We start from the raw sequence: 25,215 nt of genomic DNA, 5'->3' as shown, positions 1-25,215 counted from the left end.
TGCGCCGACTCGCCGGCAGTATGCGGGCCCTGCTCGGCGACGTGGTCACGACTGTGCTTTTCCGGCCCAGGTTCGGTCATCGTTCATGCTCCTCAGGTGACCAGTTGAGGCTAGTCCATACCCTTGGCGGCATAGCAGGGCACATGTGCCGGATCGCCCCGACGCGTCGAGGAGCCCCGTCGGCGGTTCGGTGGGAGGCTGGAAGACGAGGCGGCCACGGCCCCGGGACGACCAAGGCTCCGGACGGCCGTCGCCGCCGCGACTCCCGAAATCGCCGTGTTCCGAAGGGGTGATCGACGATGACCGGAAGGGTCCCGGTCGAGGTGACCAACCTCGACCGCTACGGCAACCCTCCGCTGGAGTGGAGCCGGGCCGACAAGGCGCTCAGCAGCAGCGTCCCGAGCCCGGCCGTCACGTCCTTCCTCGGCACGGTGCGCCCGGACGGCCGTCCCTCGGCGGCGGGTGTCGGGGTGGCCTGGCTCGACGGCGACCTGTACTTCACCAGCAGCCCCGACGCGCGCAAGGCCCGCAACCTCGCGGGAAACCCCGCATGCACGCTCTCGACCAGGCTCGACGGCATCGACCTCGTGGTCGAGGGCGAGGCGGAGCGCGTGACCGACGCGGGAACGCTCGGCAGGCTCGCGACCGTCTACCAGGCCGCGGGCTGGCCCGCCGAGGTCACCGGCGACGCCTTCACCGCACCCTTCAACGCCCCGAGCGCCGGCCCGCCGCCGTGGCACCTGTACCGGTTGCGGATTGCCACGGTGTTCGGCGTCGCCGTGACCGAGCCCTACGGCGCGACCCGCTGGCGGTTCTGAGCGCCGAGCTCCCGGAGCGGCGCGGAGCGGGGCCTCAGGCGAGCGCCCGCGTCGGGTCGAGCTCGACCTCGCGCAGCACGATGCGGCTGCGCAGCTCGCGCACGCCGTGGTCCTGCTTGAGTGTCTCGACCACGGCCTCCAACTCCTCCGTGCCCGTGCACAGGATGCGCAGCTGGTAGTCGTACTCGCCAGTGACGTGCACGGCCCCGACCACCTGCGGCAGTTGCTCCAAGCTCGCCTCGAAGCCGCGGTGCTCGACGCCGTCCCGCAGGTTGACGTCGGACAGCGCGGTCAGCGTGCGTCCCGTGCGGGCCAGGTCGAGGTCGGCGCGGTAGCCGCGGATCACGCCCTGGGCGCGCAGTCGGCGGATGCGGTCGGCCACCGCGTTGGCCGACAGTCGGACCTGTTGCGAGACCTCCTGGTACGTCGCCCGGCCGTCATGGGCCAGCACGGCGAGGATCTCCCGGTCGAGGCGGTCGAGATCCACCGGCCGGTTCGGGCTCACGGAGGCGTTCTGCGGTTTTCTCGGCTGATTCGGCATATCACCAAGAATCCCACGGTGGTGTCCGACTCCGGGGTGAGAAGTCCGCGCCAATCCCGGCCGAAGGGCGAGCAGGGTCGAGGGGTGATCAACCTCCTCGCCCACGCCTTGCTCACCCCTGCCCTGCTCGCAGTCGTCTCCTTCGCCGCCCGCCGGTTCGGCCCGGCGGTGGGCGGACTGCTGGCGGGCCTCCCCTTGCTCTCCGGTCCCGTCGTCGTCTTCGCCGCCCTGGACCACGGCGCGGCGTTCGCCGCCGGAGCCGCCGCCGCGACCGTCGGCGGAGCGTTGAGTGCGACCCTGCTGACCTGGACGTACGCCCGGATGGCGACCCGCTCGGGAGCTCTGAGTTGCCTGACGGCGGCCTGCGTCGTCTTCGCGCTGAGCGGCGCGGCCCAGGAGTACGCGCACCTCGGCCTCGCCTCGACGGTCGCGCTGGCGCTGACCTGCCAGTTCGCCGCACTGCGGTGGTGGCCACGGCGGGCGGACGCGCTCGCGCGGCCCGTCGATTCGCCGCAACCGCCGCAACCGCCGCAGCGCGCAGGGCGGTTGCTCGGCCGGATGGCTCTGGTGGCGGTCTATGCGCTGGCAGCCACGAGTGCGGTCGGCGCAGTCGGACCGCAACTCACCGGGCTCCTGCTGCCGTTCCCGCTCCTTGTCGCGACCGAGACGGTCCACCTGCACCGCACGGTCGACGGCGGTGCGGCCCGGGAGTTCCTCCGGTCGGTGACGACAAGTCAGTTCGCCGCACTCGCCTGGTGGGTGGCGCTCTCCGTGCTGCTGCCCAGGCTCGGGACGGCCACCGCCGTGCTCGCCTCGGTGCTCCTCGCCCTGGCCGTGCAACTCGCCGTCGCGGCCGTCACGGCGGTCATGGCCGCCAGCCGTGACCGGGTTGCCGTGGAGCGCTCACACCTGTCACCCCTGTCGCAGGCGACGCACACGCACTAGTGTGCTCACGAACTTCGGCCGACGGGCCGACCGTCGTCGGCGGGGGATCAAGAGCCGACGGCGAACGCGCAGACAGGGGGGCAAGGATGAGGCGGCGCTGGGTCAAGGTGCTGACGATCGTGGTCGTGGTCCTGGCGGTGCTGGGCGTGACGGCCGACCGGGTCGCGGTGCACTACGCGAACCAGGAGGCGGCCACGCTGGCGCGGCAGAAGTATGGGTACGGGGCCGACACGACCGACGGCTACCTGAACGTCTCGATCAACGGTTTCCCCTTCCTGACACAGGTGTTGTCCGGACGACTGGACGACGTCACGTTGTCGGCCGGGAACCTGGTCCTCAACTCCCGGGCGAATGCCCAGGGCGACTACCTCGACGTGCAGAAGCTCGACCTGGACCTGCACGGCGTGACGGTGACGTCGTTGGCCGCCCGGAGCGCCCAGGTCGATCTGGTCACCGGTGATCTGACGCTCACCTACCAGGCCCTCTCGGGCGTGATCACCCGCCTGATGAGCAACGGCGGTGGGCTCACCGTCGGTCCCGCGCCCGGCTCCGACGGGCAGCAGGCGCGGTTCCGGGTGACCGGCACCTGGGGCGGTCGGCAGGTGGACACCGTCGGAAGCCTGCTGGCGCAGGGTGCGGAGATCGACATCTCGGTGCCCGGCGTCGGCTCGAGCGGCGGATCCAGCTCGGGCTCCAACACCAGCACGGAGACCACCGGCCCCGGCACCTACGTCTGGGGAGTCCAACTGCCGGTCAATGCCGGCTTCAGCGCCGCGACCGCAACGCCGACCGGAGTCGATCTCTCGGTCATCGGCCACCAGGTCGTGCTCGGCTCCTATCCGTCCGCCGGCTGAGTGGTGACACCCCACACGAATATGACGTGTCCGCGCCCATAAATGCGCTGCTCGGAGGCCCGGAAGCCGCAATTCGGTGGCGCATTGTGGCGACCCGGCTACGGATGGTTTGTCAGCGATCCTTCAGAGCCGAAGAAGGTTCCGCGTGAGGGTCCTGTGAGGGTATTGTCGCGCGACAGTCGCGAGCAGGTTGCGCGTGGGTGTCGTCGCCCGGTCTTCGTCTGACCGTGCCGACCGCGTGAAGGGGAGTCCACGTGGTGCAGCAGAAGCCGTCGTCCGGCGGGGAGTTGAGTGATGGCCAGGGGGTCGAGGAGTCCGGCGGACATGCTGCGGCACACTCGCACCGGGCGTCGCGCCGCACCTCCCGCCGCACGAACGGGCCGAAGCGGCGCCGCTGGAAGCGAATACTCCTGTGGACCTCCGGAACGCTGGCGTTCCTGATTCTGGTGGCTGCGGGCGGTCTGTACTTCTATGTCCAGAAGCTCAACAGCAACATCAAGAAAGGCGCCCTGAACAACGGCGGCGTGGTCCATGCCGCGCCGCCGAAGCCGGACCGGTTCGGGCGCACACCGTTGAACATCCTGCTGATCGGCTCCGACGGACGGAACAACTCCCAGGACTGCACCCTCGGAGGCGCCTGCGACAACAGCCTGCCGCACGCCGACGTGGAGATGCTCGTCCACCTGTCCGCGGACCGCAGCAACGCGTCCGTGCTGTCGATCCCGCGCGACACCTCCGTGGAGATCTCCGCGTGCACGGACTCCAGCGGTGTCCTGCACCCCGCCCACCGCGACATCATCACGGACAGCCTCAACTACGGCCCCGGCTGCACGGTCGACACCTGGGAAGACCTGACCCACATCCACATCGACCACTACATGATGATCGACTTCTCGGGTGTGGTGCAGATGGCGGACGCCATCGGCGGTGTCTCGGTCTGCACCAAGGAGAACGTCCGCGACTCCGAGGTCTACACCGACGCCACCGGCACGCACGACATCGGCTCGCACCTGGAGCTGAGCGCGGGTACCCACGTCATCACCGGGCAGCAGGCGTTGGAATGGCTGCGCACCCGGCACGCCTGGGGCGACGGCTCCGACATCGGCCGGACCAAGGCGCAGCACCTCTACCTCAACTCCATGGTGCGCTCCATGAAGTCGCTGAACACCCTGCTCGACCCGCTCACGGTCAACAAGTTGGCGGTCGCCGCCACCAAGTCCCTTTCGGTGGACACCGGCCTCGGCAGCGTCAACGCGCTGGCCGATCTGGCGCTGGAGCTCAACAAGGTGGCCACCGACCGGATCACCACCGTGACGATGCCCTGGGCGCAGGACCCGGCGGACCCCACCGCGCATCTCGTGCCCACCCAGGACGCGTTCACCATCTTCAACATGCTCGTCAACGACATCCCGCTGGACAAGAACGGTCCGTCGACGACCGGCGCGCAGCCGACCCCCACCCCCACTCCCACCGCCGCGCCGACTCAGCCCGTCGACAAGGCGACGGTGGCGGTGACCGTCCAGAACGACAGCCAGCAGACCGGCCGTGGCCGGATGATGACCGACTACCTCGTCGCCCACGGTTTCTCCCAGGCCACGGTGGACCTGAACTCGGGCCAGTCGTCGACCACCACGCTCACCTACCCGAGCAGCGAGAAGGCGCAGGCCCAGGCGGTCGCCTCCGCGCTCGGCCTGCCCGCGAAGGCGCTGACGGCGTCCGGCTCGGGCTCCGGTTCCGCGTCCGGCCTCAAGCTGGTCATCGGGAGCGACTGGACCAGCGGCACCAACTACCTTGCGGCGAACCCGCTTCCCTCCGCCGGGGCGCTGCCGACCTCGGCGGTCACGCAGAACGCGGCGAGCGACACCAACGACTGCATGGACGTCAACCCCGCGCCGTACACGTCGTTCGCCCCGGGGCAGCCGCACTACATCTACAGCTGGGTCGGCTCGACTCCGCCGAGCAACTGACGTGACCGGGCGACAATGTGGCCGTCACCGCGCGGCCTCCGGCTCGTCCTCCACGGGCTGGTCGTGCGGCGTCTGCTCCCCCTGCGGGGTGGTCGCCCCGGCGATGGCGTGCGGCAGGCCCCGGACGACCGGTGAGGCGAGCGGCAGCAGCACCACGACGACGTAGCAGAGCCCGGCGGCCGTCATCACCTGGAAGCCGCCGAAGCGCTGCGCCAGCGGGCCTACCGCGAGTTGGCCGATGGGGATGGCGATGTAGGAGAGCAGGTCGTCGTAGGAGGCGACGCGGGACAGAACCCGCGCCGGGATGTGCTCCTGCAACGAGGTGTCCCAGGCGGTCAGGGTCACCGACAGGCCGAGGCCGCCGACGAACCCCGCCGCGATCACCCACGGCGTCCGCAATCCCGTGCCGATCGCGAGCAGCGGCAACGCCGCGAATACGGCGGCAAGTTGGCCGGCACGCAGCAGGTGGCGCAGCACCAGCCGGTACATCAGCGCGCTCATCAGCAGCATGCCGAGCGCACGCGCGCTGAGCAGGAACCCCCAGGTCGCCTCGGAGCTCAGCTGCTTGGTGAGCTGCGGTCCGAGGATCTGCCAGGTCCCGGTCTGCACCAGGTTGGTCACGCAGAACGCCGTCGTGACCGTCCAGACCCACGGTGTCCCACGGAACACCGTCCACCCCTCGCGCAGATCGCGCCGGAGCGTCCCGCGTGCGGCACGCGAGGAGGAGTCCCTCGGGGCAGCCGGGAGCCGGGTCAGGCAGACGGCGGCGACGAGGTAGCTCAGCGCGTCGCAGGCGATCGCCGGTCCGCCGCCGACGGCGACCACCAGCAGTCCCGAGATGCTGGGCCCGAACACCCGGGTGCCGTTCTTGACCGACGAGAGCAGCGAGTTGGCCTGCTGCAGCTCCTCGGTGGCGACCAGCTCCGGCAGCAGTCCGCGCAGCGCCGGCGTCGTGAACGCGGCGAGCAGGCCGTTGAGGAACTCCAGCGTGGCGACAGCGGGCAGGGAGTAGTTGCCGGTGAGCAGCAGCACCGCCACCGCACCCTGGGTCAGCCCTGAGCCGAGGTTGGCCGCGACGAGCACGGTCCGACGCGGCAGCCGGTCGGCCGTCGCGCCGCCGATCAGCAGGAACGCGAGCAGCGGCACCATGCGCGCGGCCAGCACGATGCCGAGGTCGTCCGGGCGGCCGGACGCGTTCAGCACGGCGAAGGCCAGGGCGACCGGAGCCATCGAGCTGCCGAGAAGGGAGACGAGTTGACCGGAGAAGAACCAGCGAAAGCCTGACCGGCGCACGAGGAGACGTGGGAGCACCGATCGAGTCTGTGACCGCTCGACGGTAGGACCTATTCTTTCGGCACCAGACGAAAGGACGAGGAGAGGGAGACGTCGATGGTGCTGCTACGGCTGGATTCGCTGGCCCTGTCCCGCTCCCGCTTCGCGCTCTCTCCCTTCGCGCAGGCGATGGCGTCGATGATGCTGCTGTGCCGCCCGTGCGTGCACCCCTGGCTCGCCGACTGGCACGGGCGTCACCACACCGCGTTCCGGGCCCGGCTCGACGCCGACCCGTTCGCGCGGGGGCTGGTGATGCTGGTCAGCTCGACCAAGTACCTCCCGGACCACGTCACCCTGCCCCCCATGGGCGGCATGGGCACCACGCTGGACTCTGAGCTCGCGGAGGTCGCCAAGGTGCCCGACGACCAGGTCCGCCCCAGCATGGAGCGCACGCTGGCGCACAGCTGGGAGGACCACGATCTGTCCTGGCTGACGGGGCACTCCTGGGCGGCCCGGACAGCAGCCTTCGTCCGCGAGGTGTGGGCCGAGCAGCTCGCCGCCGACTGGCCGAGACAGCGCATGGTGCTGGAGCGTGACGTGACCTACCGGGCCGGGCTGCTCGCCGCCTACGGGTGGCCGAGCGCTCTGGACCAGATGAGCAGGCGCAGCGCGTGGGTGGGCGTCGACGCGATCCGGTTCAGCGACCGTCCGGGGCACGACCGGGTCATCGGGCCGGACGGAATGCTCTTCGTCCCGGTCGTGCAGCCGCAGGGCACCTGGCTCTGTGAAGCACCTGACGCACCGTACGCCCTGGTCTATCCGGCGCGGGGCAGCGGGACGGTGGTCGGTGCGGATCCGACTCCTGGGTCCCGGCGGGCGGTTGGCGCCCTCGCGCGCCTGATCGGCGCGGGACGCGCGGCGATCCTGCGGGAGTTGGAGCGCCCCGCGACCAGCAGCGAACTCGCCGCCCAGCTGGACCAGTCGCTCGGTACCATCGGCGGACACCTGGCCGTGCTGCGCGAGGCAGAGCTGGTGGTCGGCACACGCGTCGGCCGGCGTGTCGTCTACCGGCGCACGGAGCTCGGCGACCTGCTCGCGGAGGGGACGCCGTCGGGCGGCGGCCGGGGAACGGAACCGACAGGGGATCATGTATGACGACTGATCAGAACACCACCATGGCCGCCTATCTGGCGAGGTCCGAGCGGATTCGCGGCTGTCTGGTGGGCGGCGCGGTCGGGGACTCGCTCGGCTGGCCGGTGGAGTTCCAGCGCCTGGAGGCGATCCTGGCCGCCCACGGCGAGGACGGCGTGACCGAGCTGCCCCGCAGCACCGGAGGCGACCGGCTCGCCGAGGTCACCGACGACACCCAGATGACCCTCTTCACGGCGGAGGCGCTGCTGTGGACCGGCGGCCGACTCAGCGAGGTCCGCGCCGCCGCGCACGCCGCCTACCAGCGGTGGCTGCGTACCCAGCGGTTGCCCGGACCGGAGGGCGAGCAGACGGCCGGCCTCCTCGGCGAGCCCTGGCTCTACGCCTCGCGGGCCCCGGGCAACGCCTGTATGTCCGGCCTGCGGGACCATCCGGAGCTGCCGGAGGTGGTGGAGCTCGGGCGGGTCGGAGTGGTCAACTCGAACTCCAAGGGCTGTGGCACGGTGATGCGTTCGGCACCGTTCGGGCTGGTCGGGGTGGGGCCGGAGGAGGCGTTCCGGCTCTCCGCAGAGGCGGCGCAGCTCACCCACGGCCACCCCACCGGCTACGTCGCGGCCGGGGCGTTCGCGGCGCTGGTCGACCGGCTGGTGAGTGGCGAGGAGCCGTCCGCCGCAGTGGCCGAGACCATCAAGCAGGCGGCGTCCGCGCCGCTCGGCGCGGGCACGGAGACCGTCGAGGCGCTGGAGCGAGCCGTCCGGTGGGCGGCCGAGGGCAATGCCGACTTCGAGACCGTCGAGCGCGTCGGCCTCGGCTGGATCGCGGAGGAGTGCCTGGCCATCGCGGTCCACTGCCTGCTCGCCGCCCCGGCCGATCCGCGCCGGGCGCTGACGCTGTCCGTCACGCACTCCGGGGACAGCGACTCGACCGGCGCGGTCTGCGGCAACCTGCTCGGCGCGGCCTACGGGCTCTCTGCGCTGCCGCAGGACTGGGCCGCCGGGGTGGAGGGCGTTCCCACCCTCCTCCGCAGCGCCGACCTGCTCGGCGCGCTGCGCCTCGCCTGACCGCCAACTGGCGCTCTGGCGCTCTACCGCTCCCTCGTTCTGATCGTCCGCTGTTCCGGACCGACGGGCGTTCCGATCGCCGCTCCGTCAGCCGACCTCGGCCAGGCCGGACGACGGGGCGGCGTCGGACGCATGCGTGCGCGGGCCGGGGAACGGCGAGTCGGGATGTTCCAACTCCCAGGCGAGTTGAGCCAGCCCGCGCACCTGCTCCAGCATCGGCACTTCGGGTGCGCCATCGAGATGCCGGTACTGCATCGCGACCGTGATCGCCAGGCGCTCCGGCAGGTGCAGCGCGGGATCGCGGTTCTCCCCGATCAGCCGTCGTGCGGCCTCGGGCGCGGGGATCCCGAGCCCGTGCAGCCGGAGGACGCCGTCCCGCAGCCAGCAGAGGTAGTCCCGGTGGTGGTGGACCCCGGCGCGGTCCACCACCGGGCCGTGACCTGGCACGATGACGGTCGCACCGGTGGCCAGCACTTCGTCGCAGCCGGTGATGACGTTCTCCAACGGTCCGGCCCAGTGCACCGGATGGTCCCCGGGCTCGTCCTCGCTCGAAGTGAAGAGGACGTCGCCCGCGAAGCAGACCTGCTGGCGGGGCAGGTACGCGATCGCGTCGCCACGGGTGTGCGCCGACGGGATCTGGATCATCCGGACCGGCGTGTCGCCGACCGCCGCCTCCAGCACGCCGCTGAATGTCAACGCCGGTGTGGGCAACGTCGTCCGCGGCCACAGGTATCGGCCGAAGTGGCGGTGCAGGTACCAGCCGACGAGCGTCTCCCGGTCACCGTGGTGGACCAGGCCGTGCAGGTCGCAGGGGTCCGGCTCGTGGGCGATGTGCCCGGCCGTTTCCCGGGTGTAGACGATCCGCGCCTGCGGGACCGCCTCCCAGCCCCACAGGTGGTCGCCGTTGCCGTGGGTCACGAAGAGCCACTCCAGCTCGGCGCCCGCGGGGAGCAGCGGTGCGCACCGGTCGCGGAACTCGTCGGCCAGCGTGCGGTCGTAAGGGGAGTCGATCCAGGCGGCGGAGGCGGTACCGGCCGAGGAGCCGGTCACCAGACCGCAGTTGGCCAGTCCCCAGCCGTGGCCCGGCGTGGGCCGCCAGACGTGGACGCCGTCGGCCACGCGGAACAGTCGTGCGGCAGAGGTGGAGGAGTCGTGCGGGGGCAGGGGATGGGCAGGCGCGAGCGGGACGGAAGAGCTCATGGACGCAGATTGTGCGATGGAATGACCACCGGGCGCGAAGTTCGTCCATTTCCCTGGACGGCGTGTCGACCCGGGGCGGCCTGGCGACAGAGCGGGATCGCCCGCGCATGATGGACATGTGGCACGGCTCCTGGTGGCGGCCCCGGCACCGGCGTCCGGGACCGGTCCGAAGACGACGAACGAGGGAGACCCACGTGACCGACAAGCCGCGCGAGCCGCGCCAGCCGCGAGAGGCGAGCGAAGCGAGTGAGGCGGGCGCGGCGGGGCCGTGGCTCTCCCTGGCCGAGGTGGAGGCGATCGCCCGGGACGCGCACGCCCAGCAGGTGGACAAGGCGGGCCGCCCCTACGTCGAGCACCTGGAGGCGGTCGCCAGCCGCACCGCGTCCTACGGCGGCGACGACGCACAGGTGGCGGCCGGTTGGCTGCACGACGCCATCGAGGACGACGTGCTCACGCTCAACTGGCTGGCCTCCGCGGCGCTCCCGCAGCGGACCAAGGACATCGTGGTCGCGCTGACCAAGCGCACCGGTGAGCCGCTCCAGGACTACGCGGCGCGCATCCTGGCCACCCCGGGCGCAGTCACGGTCAAGGACGCGGACCTCTCCTCCAACTCGGCACCGGACCGGCTGGCACTGCTCCCCGACGCGGCCCTGCGGGCCCGGCTGACGGCCAAGTACGACCTGACCCGCCGTCTGATCCACCCCGACACCCACAACGACACCGACAAGCGTCCCGCCCCGGGCACCGGAGCGGACGGCGACCCGGACGACGCGACCCTGCTGGCCGGACTCGACCGCGAGTCCGCGCGGGCGCGCCAGGCCTGGCACGAGCTCGCCCGGTTCACCGCAGGCTGGGCCGTGGAACCCGGAGACATGGAGTGGCACGAAGGCCACGCCACCTACGGACCCCGGGTCCACGCCCTCACCCAAGCCCTGACGGCGGTGGGCGCGGTCACCCCTGCCTACGCCTGGACATCCTTCGCCGAGCCCGTACTCGCCCCGGACGGCACCTACACACCGGGCGACGCCGTCCGCGCCGCGACGGCCGTCGTGCGCGGCGAGCGGTTCTGCGAGGGGTCGATCGGCACCGCCTGGAAGAGCGCCCGGCTCTTCGCGGTCGTCCGCGCCCTGTCCGACGTGTCCCCTGTGCCCGCCGAGGCTGAGCCGGGCACCGAGGTCGGGGGCAACGGCCCTCGGCTGTGACGCGACCGAATCGGTCGTGATCCGACGACCTCGGCTGCCCGCCCGTGCCCTCGTGCCACCGCGTGCGCGTGCCTCGGCCGGTCAGCCGCAGTCGTAGACCGTGACCGACACACCCCGGCCCACCAGCGCGTCCCTGACCAGCGGCTCGACCCGCTCCCAGCGCCCGCCCGCGAGCCCGCAGCCGATCCGCGGCATGTGGACAGACGCGCCCCGCTCCAGCACGAGCGGGGCCAGCGCCGACAGCGCGGCTCCGATCGCCTCGTACCGCACCGGCGGAACTCCGCGGCCACCCGTACGCGTGCCGTGCTGGCCGATCATGTTCGCCACCCAGAGCCCCGGCGCGGCGCCCGGACGGCCGCCCCTGCTCTGCTCACCTTCTTGTCCCCGCTCCCACCCCGGCCCACCCGCCCGGTCCGCTCCCGGCCCGACCCGGACGAGCTGCACCGCGCCGAGGCCGAAGCCGTTCTCGGCCCGTTCGCGATGCCAGCGCCGGTAGGCCGCCTCCGGCTCGGGCCAGCGCTTCGAGAGCGCGACCACGAACCCCTTGCCCCAGCCGCCCATGTCGTTGCAGACGTGAGCGATCACCTTTGGCCCCTTGCCCTGCGGCGCCGTCGCGTCACCGCGCACCACGTGCAGTGCCCCCATCACCATGCACGCGACGTTAGCCCCCACCACTGACAAGCCACGCGGGAATGCCCCGGCAAGGCGAGCGGTTGACAGGCATGGTTGAATATTCAACGAAATGGTTCGAGGAGACAGGTGAGCCCCATGACGACGCCCGCGACCAGCCCCGTCACCCCCGTGAACCCCGCCGCGGGCACCACGCCCGACGCCGGCATGCAGTTCGGCATCTTCAGCGTCGGTGACGTGACTCCGGACCCGACCACCGGGCGTACCCCCAGCGAGAACGAGCGGATCAAGGCGATGCTCGCCATCGCCGAGAAGGCCGAGGAGGTCGGCCTGGACGTGTTCGCGACCGGTGAGCACCACAACCCGCCGTTCGTCCCGTCCTCGCCGACGACCATGCTGGGCTGGATCGCGGCGCGCACCGAGCGGATCATCCTCTCCACCTCGACCACGCTGATCACCACCAACGACCCGGTGAAGATCGCCGAGGACTTCGCGATGCTCCAGCACATCGCCAACGGTCGGGTCGACGTGATGATGGGCCGCGGCAACACCGGCCCGGTCTACCCGTGGTTCGGCAAGGACATCCGCCAGGGCATCCAGCTCGCGATCGAGAACTACGCGCTGCTGCACCAGCTCTGGCGCGAGGAGGCGGTGGACTGGGAGGGCCGGTTCCGCACCCCGCTGCAGTCCTTCACCTCGACCCCGCGTCCGCTCGACGGCGTCGCGCCCTTCGTCTGGCACGGTTCGATCCGCTCGCCCGAGATCGCCGAGCAGGCCGCGTTCTACGGCGACGGGTTCTTCCACAACAACATCTTCTGGCCCAAGGAGCACACGCAGCGGATGGTGGAGCTCTACCGGGAGCGCTACGCCCACTACGGCCACGGCACGCCGGAGCAGGCCATCGTCGGCCTGGGCGGACAGATCTTCATGCGCCGCAACTCCCAGGACGCGGTGCGCGAGTTCCGTCCCTACTTCGACAACGCGCCGGTCTACGGGCACGGCCCGTCCCTGGAGGACTTCACCCGTGAGACCCCGCTGACCGTCGGCTCGCCGGAGCAGGTCATCGAGAAGACCCTCGCCTTCCGTGACTACGCGGGCGACTACCAGCGCCAGTTGTTCCTGGTCGACCACGCCGGTCTGCCGCTCAAGACCGTGCTGGAGCAGATCGACCTGCTCGGCGAGGAGGTCGTCCCGGTGCTGCGCGAGGAGTTCGCCAAGCGCCGCCCGGCCGGGGTCCCGTCCGCTCCGACCCACGCCTCGCTGCGCGCGGCGGCGCAGGCGCAGCAGACCGAGCAGGCCGCGCAGGCCGTGCAGGGGGAGCCGCAGCCGGAGACGGCCGCACGCTGACACCGCCCGCCACACGACGTGTGAACAGCGGCAGAGCGCGAAGAACGAAGGAAATGGAAGGAGCACACCGCTGATGGACCCCATCAAGCTGACCGTCGTCTCGGCCGGGCTGAGCCAGCCGTCCTCGACCCGGCTGCTGGCCGACCGCCTGACGGAGGCCGTCCGCAGCCGGCTGGCCGCGGACGGACGCGAGGTCGTGGTCGACCTCGTCGAACTCCGCGAGCTCGCCCACCCGATCGCCGACAACCTGGTGACCGGCTTTCCGGGTGAGGCACTGCGCCACGCGATCGACAGCGTCACCGACGCGGACGCGCTGATCGCGGTCACGCCGATCTTCTCCGCCTCCTACAGCGGCCTGTTCAAGTCCTTCTTCGACGTGCTGGAGCAGGGCGCGCTGGCGGGCAAGCCCACCCTGATCGGCGCGACCGGCGGCACCGCGCGCCACTCGCTGGCGCTCGACCACGCCGTGCGCCCCCTCTTCGCCTACCTGCGCGCGGTGGTGCAGCCGACCGCGGTCTTCGCCGCCTCGGAGGACTGGGGCAGCGCGGACGAGAACGGTCTGCGGCAGCGGATCGACCGCGCCGCCGACGAGTTGGCGTCCGTGCTGCGCGGCAGCCCGGCGACCGCACGGCGCACCGACCCGTTCGCGGACGTCGTGCCCTTCGCGGAGCAACTCGCCGCGCTGCGGCCCGCGTAAGGTCCCGCTGCAGCGGAAACCGGTTGCCGTTCGCAGGTCCGGACGGCAAGGTCGGAGCATGCTCGAACTACGCACCCTCACCTCGGACGACTGGCCGCTCTGGCGCGAACTCCGCCTGGCGGCCCTGGCCGAGGCGCCCTACGCCTTCGGCTCGACGCTGGCCGAGTGGCAGGGAGACGGCGACCGGGAAGAGCGCTGGCGCGGTCGCCTGTCCATCCCGGGCGCGCGCGACCTGGTCGCGGTCCTCGACGGCCGCCCGGTCGGGATGAGCAGCGGCGTCCCGGTGGAGGGCGACACCACGGCCGCCGAGTTGATCTCGATGTGGGTCAGTCCCGCCGCACGCGGCCACGGCGTCGCCGACGGCCTGATCGACGCGATCGCCCGCTGGGCGGTCGCGCGCGGCGCCCGAACCCTGCTCCTCTCCGTCCGCCCGGACAACACCAACGCCACCGCCCTCTACGCCCGCCACGGCTTCACCGACACGGGCGAGCTTGGCGAGGCCCTGCCCGACGGCAGCGGGCACGAGCGGGTCCTGGCGAAGCCGTTGCGCGGAGCAGCCTGACCCCTTGGGGCCCGGCCGCAGGCGGTCAGCACCACGCCGGCGTGGAAGGCCTCACCGCTCGCGCGCGCGGAACTTCTTCGCGCCCGCGAGGCCCTCGGCCTTGAGCGTGGCGAGGCCGTGCTGGAACTCGTTCGCCAGGGCCGCCTCCTCCGTCAGGCCCTCCGCCTCCCGCGCCGAGAGGCGGTCCTCGCGCATGCAGGTCTGCGGGAAGCCCGCGATCCGGCGTGCGAGCGCCTCCGCCTCCGCGCGTTCGGCCCCGAGGGGGACGACGCGGTCGGCGAGACCGATGGCCAGCGCCTCGGGGGCAAGGACCTCACGACCCGTCAGGATCAGGTCCATGGCGCGGCCCGCGCCGATCAGGCGCGGCAGGCGGACCGTTCCGCCGTCGATCAGCGGAACACCCCAGCGGCGGCAGAAGACGCCGAAGACGGCGTCCTCCGCCGCGACGCGCAGGTCGCACCAGATCGCCAACTCCAGCCCGCCCGCCACCGCGTGGCCCGCGACGGCGGCGATGACGGGCTTCGACAGGCGCATCCGGCTCGGGCCCATCGGCCCCGGGCCTTCGGTGGTGAGCACGTTGCCGTTCGGGCCGTCGGCCTCCTTGAGGTCGGCCCCGGCGCAGAACGTGCCGCCTTCGCCCCACAGCACGGCCACCGACGCCGTCTCGTCCGCGTCGAACTCGGCGAACGCGCGGAACAGCGCGTTCGCCGTGGGTCCGTCGACGGCGTTGCGGCGTCCGGGTCGGGAGAGGACCACCGTCCACACCGGCCCGTCTCGCTCGATCCGCACCGCGGGCGCTGCGGACGCTGCGGACGACGTGGGTGCTGCGGGAACGTCGGTCACCTGGGCCACCACCACTACTGCCGTGCCAAGAAGAGCACGAGGACAAGGTCAGGGCAGCAGGGTATCCGTGAACGCGTTGGAGTAGATGCGGCCGGGGTCGTACTTGTCCAGCGTGGCCAGCGCGGTGTCCCAGTTCGCGTTCGTGGGTTGGCCGGTGCGGAACGAGTCGGGGATGGTGCTGCCGAGCACCGTCGGATCCGCCCACGCCGCCGTGCCCGAGTAGGCCCAGCCCTTGGACCACTCCGCCCGCACCGCCGCGTAGCTGCCGGTGTAGTGGGACAGCGCCCACTGCTCGGTCTGGCGGTAGAACTGCTCGGACTGCTGCGTGCCGGGGACCGTCAGCAGGTCCATCCAGACCGCGGTGTCCCACTGCGGCTGGTCGGGACGCGGCCGGACAGCGCTGAGCAGCGGCTGGACCGCGCCGGGAACGCCGCAGTCGGAGGGGTTGTCCAGGCCGGTGACGCGGACCTCCCACGGACCGTTCATGGGGAACTGGCCCGCGTTCTGATAGCTCGTCAACTGCCCCTGCAGGTACGTGTAGAAGTCGCTGACCACGCGCTGGATGTCGCTGCGGGCGCAGAGGATGGCGTAGCCGTTGGCGGTCACCTGGAGCGTGGTCGGGCGCACGTAGAGCTGGAGGTTCTTGGCCCAGCCCCAGATGTCCCAGGTGCCGGTGGTGATCAGCCCGGAGCCGACGATGCTCATCTCCAGGTTCTCGAAGGTCGGCGTGATCCCGACGTCCCCGCCGAGGATGTCCGCGACGTAGCCGGACTCCTGCGTGGTGATCGAGTCCGAGAAGGAGTAGTTGAAGGGGCTGTTGACCTGCGACGATATCCACGGCTTGCTGGGCGAGACGGTCCACACCTTGAGCCAGGGCACGGTGGTGAACGGGAACCAGATCGTCTCCACCCGCCCGTACTGGTTCACCAGCGACGCGAACGAACTGGACCCGGCCGAGCCGGGCGGCGCGAACAGGTCGGTGACCTGGGTCGTGTAGGTGCTCTGGCAGCGCAGCCGCTGGTTGGCCCCAACGCGCAGGGTGGCCTCGGTGACGAAGGCGCGGCCCAGGTTGACCAGGAAGGCGCCGATGTCGGGGTCGCTGCGCTGGAAGGTCTTCAGCACGTAGGAGCTGCTTCCGGAGTCCCAGACCACTGCGGTCAGCGAGGTCACCAGGTTGCTGACGGAACCGTAGGTGTGACCCGGGAGCAGCGATTCCCCGCTCGCGGCGACGGAGGTGCCATGGCCGTCGATGGCCAGGACACCGCCCAGGGTGAGGTCGCCGGGCGCAGGGGTGTTGGTGAGGCCGTAGCCCGCGTTCTCCAGCGACGTCAGCAGGTTGAGCATGGTGATCCCGGCCTGCGCGGTGACCGAGGCGGGGGAGCCGGAGTTGACCGTGACGGCCGTGAGGTTGACGGTCGTGTCGACCAGCAGGATGTTGCCCGAGGCCCCGCTCGGCTCCAGGAACGGTGACCAGCCGTGGCCCATGCCCTTCGGACGCAGCTTCCAGCCGTTGGCGTGGGCCCAGTTGGCGAGGGTGACCACGTCGTTCGGGCTGCTCGGGGCGCAGGTCCAGGTGGGGCTGAGTTTGATCTCGCCGGACCAGTTGCTGAACGCCTGCTGGTAGACGGAGATGGTGCCGGGGAAGTTCGGTGGTGCCGAGGTCGCCGCCTCGGCCGGGGAGACCCTGAAGGCGGGCGTCCACTGGACTACCCCGAGCGCGGCGCCGGCCGCCGTCGCACCGAGGAAGGCGCGTCTCGACAGGCGTGCGCGGTCGTGCTGATCCATGACTGTCCTCCGGTCGGCTCAGCGAGCGGCGTGCGAGCGCAGCGCCTCCGCCGTTCCGTGCGCGGGGGTGCCGGTCGGTCGCTCGCACGTCGCCCGGTGGGTGGGGAGCGCGGCCGTGCGCGGCTTCGCAGCGTCCGGGCAGGGGCGACGAGAGGTCGCGGCCGTCCGGCCGAATGCCGACGCGCGGCGGTGAAGGGTGATGAAGACGCGTCGGGCGGTGCGGTCCCGCGCAGGGGTCCTCGCCGGCGGTGCGGGCTCGGCGGGATGACAGTCGTACCGGTGGCCCGGGTGCTGTCCGGGTGAGGGAGAGGGTCGGACCGCGCGCCACAGAAGTCAATGCCGACGCCGAGACCGATGGGGCCGGGACCGTCGAGCCCTTGCCCCCGCCCGTGCGCGGAACGGTGCGTTCAGCTGCGTGCCGGCCTGAGCCTGCTGCTCAGGAGCGGCCCGGCAGCTTGACGCGCGTGCTGCCCGGGAGCGGTGCCGGGCTCGACGGAGCCGGGGACGGGACCGGCTGCCCGGCCGGGCCCGGGCAGGGGCCGGAGTCCCGTCGGCGGTGGCAGGTCGGGCTCGGGAGCGGGACCGCGGGCGGCGTGGTCGGACCCGTGGTGGGCGTCGCCGTCGGAGATTGATCGGGTGCCACCGTCGGCGTGGCGCTCGCTGCGGCGGTCGGCGTCGGAACCGGCGACGGCTGCGCGGTCGGCGTCGGGCTCGGTCCGGTGCTCCGCGTCGGCGAGGGAGAGGGCGACGGCGTCGGCGACGGGCCGGGGAGCGGCGGCGGCTGATCGGACATCATCTGCTGGTAGACCGAGCTCGACTGGGGGTTCTGGTCGCAGTTCAGTACACCGTGCGGGCAGTAGTCGGTGATCGTCTGATAGAGCGTGTCATGGGTCTCCATCCAGTCGATCATGTCCCGCATGAACGTCGGGTCGTCGCCGTGGCGGAACATGCCCCACTCGGGGTAGGAGACCGGCTTGTGGTGGGCGGAGGCGAAGCGCACCTGGTCCAGCAGCCCGTACTGCTCCGTCACGTAGTCGGCGAAGGTCTCGCCCGGACCCTGGTCGTAGTTGTCCATGCCGATGACGTCCGTGACGTCGTCGCCCGGGTAGCAGTCCGTCCACGGGTGGTCGTCCGGACCCCGGTTCGCGGTGAAGTCGAACCGGAACTTCTGACCGGGGACGCTGCGCATGACGTGGACGATGCGCCGCCAGTAGGTCTTCCAGTCCGTCGGGTCCGGACCGCAGCGGCTGGTGTAGGTGATTCCGTTCATCTCCCAGCCCAGCGTGATCACCGTATCCGGGATGCCCAGCGCGACCAGTCGTCGGGCCAGCGTCAGGAAGTGGCCGTCGTTCGCGCCGGTCGCCGCCTGCTGCAGGAGGGACGCGACGTCGTCGTCGCTCAGGTTGTCCTCGTTCTGCGCCTGCATCGGCACGGCCAGCACGAAGATCCGGTCACGACGGGAGAGCCGCCACTGCGCCCAGGGCGCCAGCAGGCCCGGGCTCCCCTCGATGTCCGACCAGTTCTCGCCGGGGAGGTAGGTGTGGCCGACCTGCAGGTCCGCGTTGTGCAGCCAGACCGACATCCGGCTCTGCGCCGAGTCGGCGAAGTCCGACCCGAGGAACGCCCCGAACGGCACCGTGTGCGCCGGCAGCACGGTGTTGTCCTGCCACGGCTGCCCGTCCGCGACCAGGGCGTCACCGCTCTGCGCCTGGGCCGCGCCGAACCGCGCCGGGTTCCCGGGTGTGAGCAGGTCGGCCCCTGCGGCGAAGACGAGCAGCAGCGCGCCCATGGCGAGAGCCAGGACTGTGAGCAGGCGACGCTGTGGCATACGGCCGAGAGTATGGACTGATGAACCGTCAGGATGTGGGGCACGCGGCAGGGTGGACACTCCTCACCCCTTCGGGGGACTTCCGGTGTGGCGTGACTCAGCGAGCGGTGGTGCGGCGGAGCGCGCCCAGCAGGTGGTCGATCTCCGTCGCGGGCACGGCCCGGCCGAAGTGCCAGCCCTGGGCGGTGTCGCAGCCCGTCGCCCGGAGCCGGTCGGCCTGGGTCGCGCTCTCGACGCCCTCGGCGGTGACGGTCAGCCCGAGCACGTGCGAGAGCCGGACCAGGGCGGCGACGATCTTCTCGTCCGCCGCGCCCCGCGCGACCGAGCCGTTCATGCCCTGCACGCTGTTCATGCCGCTCGGACGCTGCTCGCCGTGCTCGCCGTGCTCGCCGCGTTCGCCGTGCTCGCCGTTCGCGCGGCTCTCGCGCGGCTCCCGGAAGCCCTCGACGAACGAGCCGTCCAGCTTGAGGACATGGACCGGCAGCCGACTCAGGTAGGACAGGTTCGAGTAGCCCGTACCGAAGTCGTCGATGGCGATCCGCACCCCCATCGCGGACAGCGCGTGCAGCGCCTCGACCGGTCGGCCGACCGGCCCCAGCACCGCGCTCTCGGTCAGCTCCAACTGGAGCAGCCGCGCGGGCAGCTTGGTCGCACCGAGGACCTCGGCCACATCCGCAACCATGTCCGAGTCGGAGAACTGACGTGCTGCCAGGTTGACGCTGACGAAGAGCTGCGCCTCGGGGAAACGATCCAGCCAACTGCGCGCCTGGGCGCAGGCGGTCTCCAGCACCCAGTGGCCCAGCGGGACGATCGCTCCCGTCTCCTCGGCGATCTGGATGAAACGATCCGGCGCGAGCCGGCCGAAGTCCGGATGCCGCCAGCGGACCAGCGCCTCCACCCCGCGCAGCCGACCGCAGTTCAGGTCGACCAGCGGTTGGTACTCGAGCAGGAACTCGCCCCGCTCCAGCGCCGGCCGCATGGTCGTGGCGAGCACCTGACGCGTCATCTGGTACGCGATCCGCTCCGGGTCGTAGAGCGCCCAGCGGGACCGCCCGTCCGTCTTCGCCCAGTACAGTGTCGCGTCCGCGTCGCGGACCAGCTCGGTCGGCGTGGTGCCGGGCACGGGCCGTTCGACCACGCCGACGCTCGCCGTGGCGGCGACCCGCTGACCGCTCAGGTCGTAGGGGGCGCCGACCACCTCCACGACCTCGGCCGCCAGCGCGGTCAGCTCCTCCGCACCCGCGCTGCGCGGCACCAGCACTGCGAACTCGTCGCCGCCCATCCGAGCCACCAGGTGACCCCGCGCCGTGAACCGCTGCTCCAGCCGACGGGCCACCGCGACCAGCAGCTCGTCCCCGATGTGGTGGCCGAGCGTGTCGTTGACCGCCTGGAAGCCGTCCAGGTCCAGGTAGCACAGGCCGATCCGCTGGTCCGCCTCGGCAAAGGCGCCGGCCAGCCGCTCGAAGAAGAGGGAGCGGTTCGGCAGCTGGGTGAGCGGATCGTGCATGGCCTGGTAGTGGAGTCGGTCGCCGAGTCGCCTCGCCTCGGAGACGTCCTCCACCATCGCCAGCGTGTAGAGCGGCTCACCGTTGGAGTCGCGGATCAGGGAGATGGTGATGTTGGTCCACACCGCGTGTCCCTGACGGTGTTTCAGGCGCTTCTCCAGGCGGATCCGGTCCCGCTGGCCACGGACCAGCTCGCGGTAGACCTGCCGGGAGCTCTCCTCGATGTCGATCAGCGCGTGGATGTGCAGCCGCATCAACTCCGGGACGGTGCGTCCCAGCATCTCGGCCAGCGCCGGATTCGCCTCGATGATCAGGTCGCTGCGGTCGATCAGCGCCATGCCGATGCCGGCGTCGATGAACGCGGCCCGGAACCGGTTCTCGCTGGCCAGCAGTGCGTCCTCAAGGCTGCGCCGGTCTGCTGTAGTCACTGCATTCACTGTGGCATTGGCATTCATTGAGCTCACTGAATTCACTGCTTCGGCGTCGGCCGTGACCGTCCTCGCTCCTGGCTCGTGGAGAGTGCCGAGGACGTCGATGTCCTCGGAGGAGCCGGGGGGACCGGGAGGGCCGCTACGCACGGTAAGGATCCTAGGTGCGAGCCCCGGAGTCCTGCCAAGCATTCCGGGGCTGATTCACTCCGTCGTGGGGGTCGCGCGCATGCAGCGTGCGCCCCCTTTCACTCGTTTCCGTGACAAGGGTCCGGAATCGCTGGACGGACCGCGCGGCGGCGGTACCTTACGCCAGAGAGGCGCTCAGCGTGATCGTCGTTCCGGTCAGCGCCTGACTGACCGGGCAGTTGGCCTTGGCGTCCTCCGCGGCCTTGACGAAACCGGGTTCGTCCAGGCCGGGAACGGTGCCCACTACGGTGAGGTGGATGCCGGTGATGCCGGTCCCCGGCTGGAAGGTCACCTCGGCGGTGGTCTCCAGCGCGGTGGGCGGCGTGCCGGCACCCGCCAGGCCGTGCGAGAGCGCCATCGAGAAGCAGCTGCTGTGCGCGGCGGCGATCAGCTCCTCGGGGCTGGTCCTGCCGTTGGGCTGCTCGGCCCGCGAGGCCCAGGTCACCGGGAACTCGCCGATGCCGGACGACTCCATGGCGACGACGCCCTTGCCGTCGAGCAGGCTGCCCTGCCAGTTGGTGCGTGCGATGCGGGTGGTTGCCACGTCGGGCCTCCAAGAGGACGAGGAGTGACTTGTCGTCACTCGGTTCAGAACGCCAGGGTGATAACGGTGAAGGCCGCCCCTGAGGGGTCCTTCACCACAGAGAGCCGACCGTACGGGGAGTCGAACGGGCTCTGCAGGACGGAGCCGCCCAGCGCCGCCACCTGCTTGGCCGTCTCGTCCACGTCGGCGACGGCGAAGTAGACCGACCAGAACGGCGAGCCGCCACCGGCGGCCAGGTCGTGCGCCGGATCGGTGACGCGCAGGCGACCGCAGACCTCGCGGTCAGCGCCCTCCGGGGTCCAGGTGGTGTAGTCGAAGTTGACCTCGTCGCCGATCTGGCGCTGCCGATAGGGGAAGAGACCGGCGTAGAAGGCGTCCGCGGCGCCGCCGGCGGTGGTGTAGAGCTCGTTCCACGCCATCGCGCCCGGCTCGCCGTAGAGGCGGGCGCCCGCGTGGACGCCCGGTTGCCACAGCCCGAAGGAGGCGCCCTGCGGGTCGAAGGCGAACGCCAGCCGTCCCGCGTCCGGGATGTCGTGCGGCCCCATGGCGATCTTCCCGCCACCGGACTCGACGGCGGCGATGGTCCGCTCGATGTCGCCGGTGCTGAGGTAGACGTTCCAGGCCGGGGCCAGGGAATCCGCGCTCGGGGGAGGCGGCATCAGTGCGGCGACCGGCTTCCCCTTCCAGAGGCACATCGTGTAGTGGCCGTACTCGGGCCCTTTGTCCTGGAACTCCCAGCCGAGGGCGGCGCCGTAGAAGCGGCGCGCGGACTCCAGGTCGGGGGCGTTCAGGTCGGCCCAGCAGGGCGCGCCGTCGGGGTAGGAGCTGCGGTCGGGCATCTGGCCCTCCGGGGGCTGAGTGACACGGGTCGGGGGAGTGCCCGCGTGGGTCGGGTCGAGAGCCACGATTGCCCCGCACCGTGCGCACCGCAACCGCTTGCGTCCGTACGGTGACCGGAATGAACGAGGGGTGAACCGGGGTTGAGGGGAGTTGATGGACGGACGAATGGTGGGCGGACTCACGTCCGGGACAGCCCGGACGCCGGTGCCCAGCGGATAAGATGTCCGTAGATCTACCGAGACCAGCTACATCTGCCTGATGCAGAGTCGGCTAGACCGCTCGGCGGCTGCAGGCCGTGCCCACACGGCCGGACCTGCGGTATCTACCCCGGTCGACGCACAGAGGACGACCCTCGGCGCGCGGGGCACACCCACAGCTCCCTGCGCTACCAGGCAGCAGAGAGAGCCTCCCCGATGGCCCGCTCGTTCGGCTACGGTGCGCTGCTGCGCACCCCCGGCGCCTGGACCTTCCTGCTCCCCGCTTTCGTCGCGCGCATGCCCTACGCGATGCTCGGGCTGGGCACCGTACTCCTCGTCTTCGACACCACCCACTCCTACACCACGGCCGGCGCGGTCGCGGCCGTCGCCTCGATCACCCAGGTCGTCGGTGCTCCGCTGACCGGGCGGCTGTCCGACCGTCGCGGGCAGGCCGTGGTGCTGCTGCCCTGCCTGACCGTGCACGCGGGCTCGGTCGTGACCCTGGTCGTGCTGGCCCTGGCCGGTGCGCCGATCTGGAGCCTGTTCCTGGCGGCCGGTCTGGCCGGGGCGTCGCTGCCGCAGATCGGCGCCATGGTCCGTGCTCGTTGGCTGCACGCCCTGGACGGGAGTCCCGAGGCGCTGTCCTCGGCGTTCGCGTTCGAGTCCGTGACGGACGAGCTGACCTTCGTGCTCGGCCCGGTCCTGGCGACCACGCTCTGCACCACGGTGGCCCCGGCCGCCGGACTGGTCGCCGAGGTGGTCCTCACGGTGGTCGGCGGACTCGCCTTCGCCGCGCAGCGCCGCACTGCCCCGCCCGTTCGTCTGACGGCCGGGCGGACCGGCGGATCCGCGCTGGCCAAGCCGGGTGTCCGGCTGCTGGTCGTCGCCCTGCTGGGCGTCGGCACGGTCTTCGGCGCGATGCAGGTGTCCGTCACCGCTGCCAGTGAGGCGGCGGGTCAGGCCGGACTGAGTGGCCTCGTCTACGGACTCTTCGCCGGTGGCAGCGTGATCGCCGGTACGGCGTTCGGCGCGGTCCATTGGAAGCGCTCGCCGAAGTTCCGCCTGCTGGCGACCTACACCGCGCTGGTCGTCGGCTGCTCGACGCTGTGGGCGATGCCCAACCTGTTCGCGCTGGGCGTGGCAGCCTTCTGCTGCGGCCTGGCCATCGCGCCGACGCTGATCTCCGCCTACACGCTGGTCGAGACCCTCGTCGACACGGGCGCCAAGACCGAGGCGTTCACCTGGCTGACCGGCGCGATCGGCCTCGGCCTGGCTCTCGGCTCGACTGCGGCGGGTCGGCTGATCGACTCCCACGGTGCTCACGCGGGCTTCCTGGTCCCGGCCGTCGGAGCGGGGCTGGGCCTGATCGCGCTGCTCGGACTGCGCAACATGCTGACCCCGGCGGCCCCTGCCGCCTCGCGCCAGGTCACCGGCTCCCAGCGGCCGGAGCCGGTCCGCGCCTGAGCACGGACAGGACCACGGAAAGAACGTCGGGCGGCGCGGGGGGGCCGGGCCGGCCCGGCCGGGCCCGGCCCCGCCCCCCCCCCCGGGGGCCGGGGGGGGGGGGGGGCGGGGCCCCCCCCCCCCCCCCCCCCCCCCCCCACGCCCGTTCCGGCGAGGCCTACCCCGCCGTACGCTCGCCGATCACGACCGTCGCCCAGTACTCCTCGGACGTGACCGCCCGGGTGACCAGCCCGGCGGCCTCGAACGCCGCGACGGCCGCGCCCTCCTGCCGTTCGCTGGTCTCGACGAGCACGACGCCCCCCGGGGCCAGCCATCGGGCGGCCCCGGCGACGGCGCGGCGCATCACGGCAAGGCCGTCCGTGCCGCCGTCCAGCGCGACCAGCGCCTCGTACTCCCGCGCTTCGGCCGGCAGCAGGGCGACGTCCTCCGTCGGGACGTACGGGACGTTGGCCAGCAGCACGTCGATCCGGCCGTGCAAGGCCGTCGGCAGGGCATCGAAGAGGTCGCCGACGTAGGCGTGGCCGCCGTAGGGCGCGAGGTTGCGGTGGGCGCAGTCGACCGCGGCCGGGTCGATGTCGGCCGCGTGCAGGGAGACCGAGCGGCCCGAGGCACGCAACCCGGCGGACACGGCGGCGCCGAGCGCCCCCGAGCCGCAGCACAGGTCCACCACGACCAGCTCCCGCGGATCCTCGCGGGAGGCGGCCCCGGTCAGCAGCGCCTGCTGGACCAGGAACTCCGTGCGCGGGCGGGGGACGAAGACGCCGTGATCGACGTGAATGCGCAGACCGCAGAACTCGGCCCAGCCGAGCACGTGCTCCAGCGGCAGGCCGTCCACGCGGCGGGTGGTCATGGCGTCGAGTTCCGCCGGGCTGCCGGCCTCGGCGAGCAGCAGGTCGGCCTCGTCCTCGGCGAAGACGCATCCGGCGGCGCGCAGCCGGGCCACGACGGCGTCGCGGGAGGAACGGGAGGGTGAGGCGGGTGACGAGGGTGAAGACGATGAAGCAGGGGGAGGAGTCGGAGACATCTGGTCCAACGGGCCTTTCGGGAGGCTGAACGGGTCTCCCCAGTTCGGTCCGGCCCGGTGACGGTCCTCGGTGGACTCGTCAGCGGCGGCCGTTCGAGGGGAGCATCCACGCGGCACGAGCGTTGATGGGTCTCACCTCCTCGGTCGGCGCCGGTCACGGCGGTCTACGTCCTGCGTCGTCGACCTTATCGCAGCGAACGCCGAAGGGCCTCCTTGCTGTGACAAGGAGGCCCTTCGCTGTCTGTGCGCCGCCAGGGACTCGAACCCCGGACCCGCTGATTAAGAGTCAGCTGCTCTAACCAACTGAGCTAGCGGCGCCTGCT

At 71.7% G+C, this 25,215-nt stretch carries 22 protein-coding genes, 1 tRNA gene and 1 pseudogene; 12 read left to right on the top strand and 12 right to left on the bottom strand.

Going from position 1 to position 25,215, the window contains the following annotated elements; translation table 11 throughout:
* Positions 1-299 precede the first annotated feature (299 nt).
* Entirely contained in the window at positions 300-818 is a 519-nt protein-coding gene (locus I2501_RS30405; RefSeq protein ID WP_196197520.1) for a pyridoxamine 5'-phosphate oxidase family protein, read from the top strand.
* A 34-nt stretch (positions 819-852) separates the two neighbouring features.
* Here the strand turns inward: I2501_RS30405 and I2501_RS30400 are convergent, their stop codons facing one another.
* A complete protein-coding gene (locus tag I2501_RS30400) occupies positions 853-1,323 on the bottom strand; it encodes an Lrp/AsnC family transcriptional regulator (protein WP_215910154.1) in 471 nt (156 codons plus the stop codon).
* 120 nt (positions 1,324-1,443) lie between these two features.
* Between I2501_RS30400 and I2501_RS30395 the strand changes: the two genes are divergently transcribed.
* The 3 genes from I2501_RS30395 to I2501_RS30385 all read left to right on the top strand — a co-directional run bounded on the left by I2501_RS30395 (position 1,444) and on the right by I2501_RS30385 (position 5,125).
* On the top strand, positions 1,444-2,304 hold the full coding sequence (locus tag I2501_RS30395) for a hypothetical protein (protein ID WP_196197518.1): 861 nt from the start codon (positions 1,444-1,446) through the stop codon (positions 2,302-2,304).
* 86 nt (positions 2,305-2,390) lie between these two features.
* Positions 2,391-3,158, top strand: a complete 768-nt coding sequence (locus tag I2501_RS30390) for an LmeA family phospholipid-binding protein (protein ID WP_215910153.1) — start codon at positions 2,391-2,393, stop codon at positions 3,156-3,158.
* A 254-nt stretch (positions 3,159-3,412) separates the two neighbouring features.
* Positions 3,413-5,125 carry an LCP family protein gene (locus I2501_RS30385; RefSeq protein ID WP_328806754.1) on the top strand — a complete coding sequence of 571 codons (1,713 nt, stop codon included), beginning with the start codon at positions 3,413-3,415 and terminating at the stop codon, positions 5,123-5,125.
* A 24-nt stretch (positions 5,126-5,149) separates the two neighbouring features.
* Here the strand turns inward: I2501_RS30385 and I2501_RS30380 are convergent, their stop codons facing one another.
* Entirely contained in the window at positions 5,150-6,436 is a 1,287-nt protein-coding gene (locus I2501_RS30380; protein ID WP_196197517.1) for an MFS transporter, read from the bottom strand.
* Positions 6,437-6,514: 78 nt separating this feature from the next.
* On the opposite strand from I2501_RS30380, the gene I2501_RS30375 reads away from it, so the two are divergent.
* Both I2501_RS30375 and I2501_RS30370 read left to right on the top strand, forming a co-directional pair.
* Positions 6,515-7,552, top strand: a complete 1,038-nt coding sequence (locus I2501_RS30375) for an ArsR/SmtB family transcription factor (protein WP_196197516.1) — start codon at positions 6,515-6,517, stop codon at positions 7,550-7,552.
* Complete coding sequence (locus I2501_RS30370) at positions 7,549-8,607, top strand: ADP-ribosylglycohydrolase family protein (RefSeq protein WP_215910152.1); 1,059 nt, start codon at positions 7,549-7,551, stop codon at positions 8,605-8,607. Before I2501_RS30375 ends, I2501_RS30370 begins: the two co-directional genes overlap by 4 nt.
* Positions 8,608-8,694: 87 nt before the next feature.
* Here I2501_RS30370 and I2501_RS30365 read toward each other — a convergent pair whose 3' ends face one another.
* The gene (locus tag I2501_RS30365) at positions 8,695-9,807 is read right to left on the bottom strand and encodes an MBL fold metallo-hydrolase (RefSeq protein ID WP_196197515.1); all 1,113 of its coding nucleotides are present in this window, start codon (positions 9,805-9,807) and stop codon (positions 8,695-8,697) included.
* A 278-nt stretch (positions 9,808-10,085) separates the two neighbouring features.
* Between I2501_RS30365 and I2501_RS39815 the strand changes: the two are divergent.
* Together I2501_RS39815 and I2501_RS39810 are read left to right on the top strand one after the other, a co-directional pair.
* Positions 10,086-10,505, top strand: a pseudogene (locus I2501_RS39815) (HD domain-containing protein); the annotation flags it as partial.
* Positions 10,506-10,679: 174 nt separating this feature from the next.
* A complete protein-coding gene (locus I2501_RS39810; protein WP_236047572.1) occupies positions 10,680-11,009 on the top strand; it encodes a DUF6508 domain-containing protein in 330 nt (109 codons plus the stop codon).
* An 81-nt stretch (positions 11,010-11,090) separates the two neighbouring features.
* Here I2501_RS39810 and I2501_RS30355 read toward each other — a convergent pair whose 3' ends face one another.
* Positions 11,091-11,654 carry a macro domain-containing protein gene (locus I2501_RS30355; RefSeq protein WP_196197665.1) on the bottom strand — a complete coding sequence of 188 codons (564 nt, stop codon included), beginning with the start codon at positions 11,652-11,654 and terminating at the stop codon, positions 11,091-11,093.
* A 192-nt stretch (positions 11,655-11,846) separates the two neighbouring features.
* On the opposite strand from I2501_RS30355, the gene I2501_RS30350 reads away from it, so the two are divergent.
* From I2501_RS30350 to I2501_RS30340, 3 genes are all read left to right on the top strand, one after another.
* Positions 11,847-12,986 carry an LLM class flavin-dependent oxidoreductase gene (locus I2501_RS30350; protein ID WP_196197664.1) on the top strand — a complete coding sequence of 380 codons (1,140 nt, stop codon included), beginning with the start codon at positions 11,847-11,849 and terminating at the stop codon, positions 12,984-12,986.
* Positions 12,987-13,059: 73 nt separating this feature from the next.
* On the top strand, positions 13,060-13,683 hold the full coding sequence (locus tag I2501_RS30345; RefSeq protein WP_196197514.1) for an FMN reductase: 624 nt from the start codon (positions 13,060-13,062) through the stop codon (positions 13,681-13,683).
* A gap of 58 nt (positions 13,684-13,741) precedes the next feature.
* Positions 13,742-14,245, top strand: coding sequence for a GNAT family N-acetyltransferase (locus tag I2501_RS30340; RefSeq protein WP_196197513.1), 504 nt, complete (start codon positions 13,742-13,744; stop codon positions 14,243-14,245).
* Positions 14,246-14,296: 51 nt separating this feature from the next.
* Here I2501_RS30340 and I2501_RS30335 read toward each other — a convergent pair whose 3' ends face one another.
* From I2501_RS30335 to I2501_RS30310, 6 genes are all read right to left on the bottom strand, one after another.
* Positions 14,297-15,088, bottom strand: coding sequence for a crotonase/enoyl-CoA hydratase family protein (locus tag I2501_RS30335; RefSeq protein WP_328806753.1), 792 nt, complete (start codon positions 15,086-15,088; stop codon positions 14,297-14,299).
* A gap of 48 nt (positions 15,089-15,136) precedes the next feature.
* A complete protein-coding gene (locus I2501_RS30330) occupies positions 15,137-16,873 on the bottom strand; it encodes a cholesterol oxidase substrate-binding domain-containing protein (protein ID WP_196197512.1) in 1,737 nt (578 codons plus the stop codon).
* Positions 16,874-17,309: 436 nt separating this feature from the next.
* Entirely contained in the window at positions 17,310-18,701 is a 1,392-nt protein-coding gene (locus I2501_RS30325) for a glycoside hydrolase family 26 protein (protein ID WP_236047554.1), read from the bottom strand.
* Between the two features lie 97 nt (positions 18,702-18,798).
* A complete protein-coding gene (locus tag I2501_RS30320; RefSeq protein ID WP_196197511.1) occupies positions 18,799-20,661 on the bottom strand; it encodes a putative bifunctional diguanylate cyclase/phosphodiesterase in 1,863 nt (620 codons plus the stop codon).
* A 280-nt stretch (positions 20,662-20,941) separates the two neighbouring features.
* Positions 20,942-21,367, bottom strand: a complete 426-nt coding sequence (locus tag I2501_RS30315; protein WP_196197510.1) for an OsmC family protein — start codon at positions 21,365-21,367, stop codon at positions 20,942-20,944.
* Positions 21,368-21,411: 44 nt separating this feature from the next.
* The gene (locus tag I2501_RS30310; RefSeq protein ID WP_196197509.1) at positions 21,412-22,206 is read right to left on the bottom strand and encodes a VOC family protein; all 795 of its coding nucleotides are present in this window, start codon (positions 22,204-22,206) and stop codon (positions 21,412-21,414) included.
* A 414-nt stretch (positions 22,207-22,620) separates the two neighbouring features.
* Between I2501_RS30310 and I2501_RS30305 the strand changes: the two genes are divergently transcribed.
* Positions 22,621-23,868, top strand: a complete 1,248-nt coding sequence (locus tag I2501_RS30305; RefSeq protein WP_196197508.1) for an MFS transporter — start codon at positions 22,621-22,623, stop codon at positions 23,866-23,868.
* Positions 23,869-24,025: 157 nt separating this feature from the next.
* On the opposite strand, the gene I2501_RS30300 is transcribed toward I2501_RS30305, so the two are convergent.
* Both I2501_RS30300 and I2501_RS30295 read right to left on the bottom strand, forming a co-directional pair.
* Complete coding sequence (locus I2501_RS30300; protein WP_196197507.1) at positions 24,026-24,892, bottom strand: putative protein N(5)-glutamine methyltransferase; 867 nt, start codon at positions 24,890-24,892, stop codon at positions 24,026-24,028.
* 244 nt (positions 24,893-25,136) lie between these two features.
* Positions 25,137-25,210: transfer RNA gene (locus tag I2501_RS30295), tRNA-Lys, on the bottom strand.
* Positions 25,211-25,215 lie beyond the last annotated feature (5 nt).

The organism is Streptacidiphilus fuscans (assembly GCF_015690355.1).
GTDB lineage: Bacteria > Actinomycetota > Actinomycetes > Streptomycetales > Streptomycetaceae > Streptacidiphilus > Streptacidiphilus fuscans.
The sequence above is the reverse complement of the archived record's forward strand: the minus strand, read 5'-3'. Positions and strand labels throughout refer to the sequence as shown.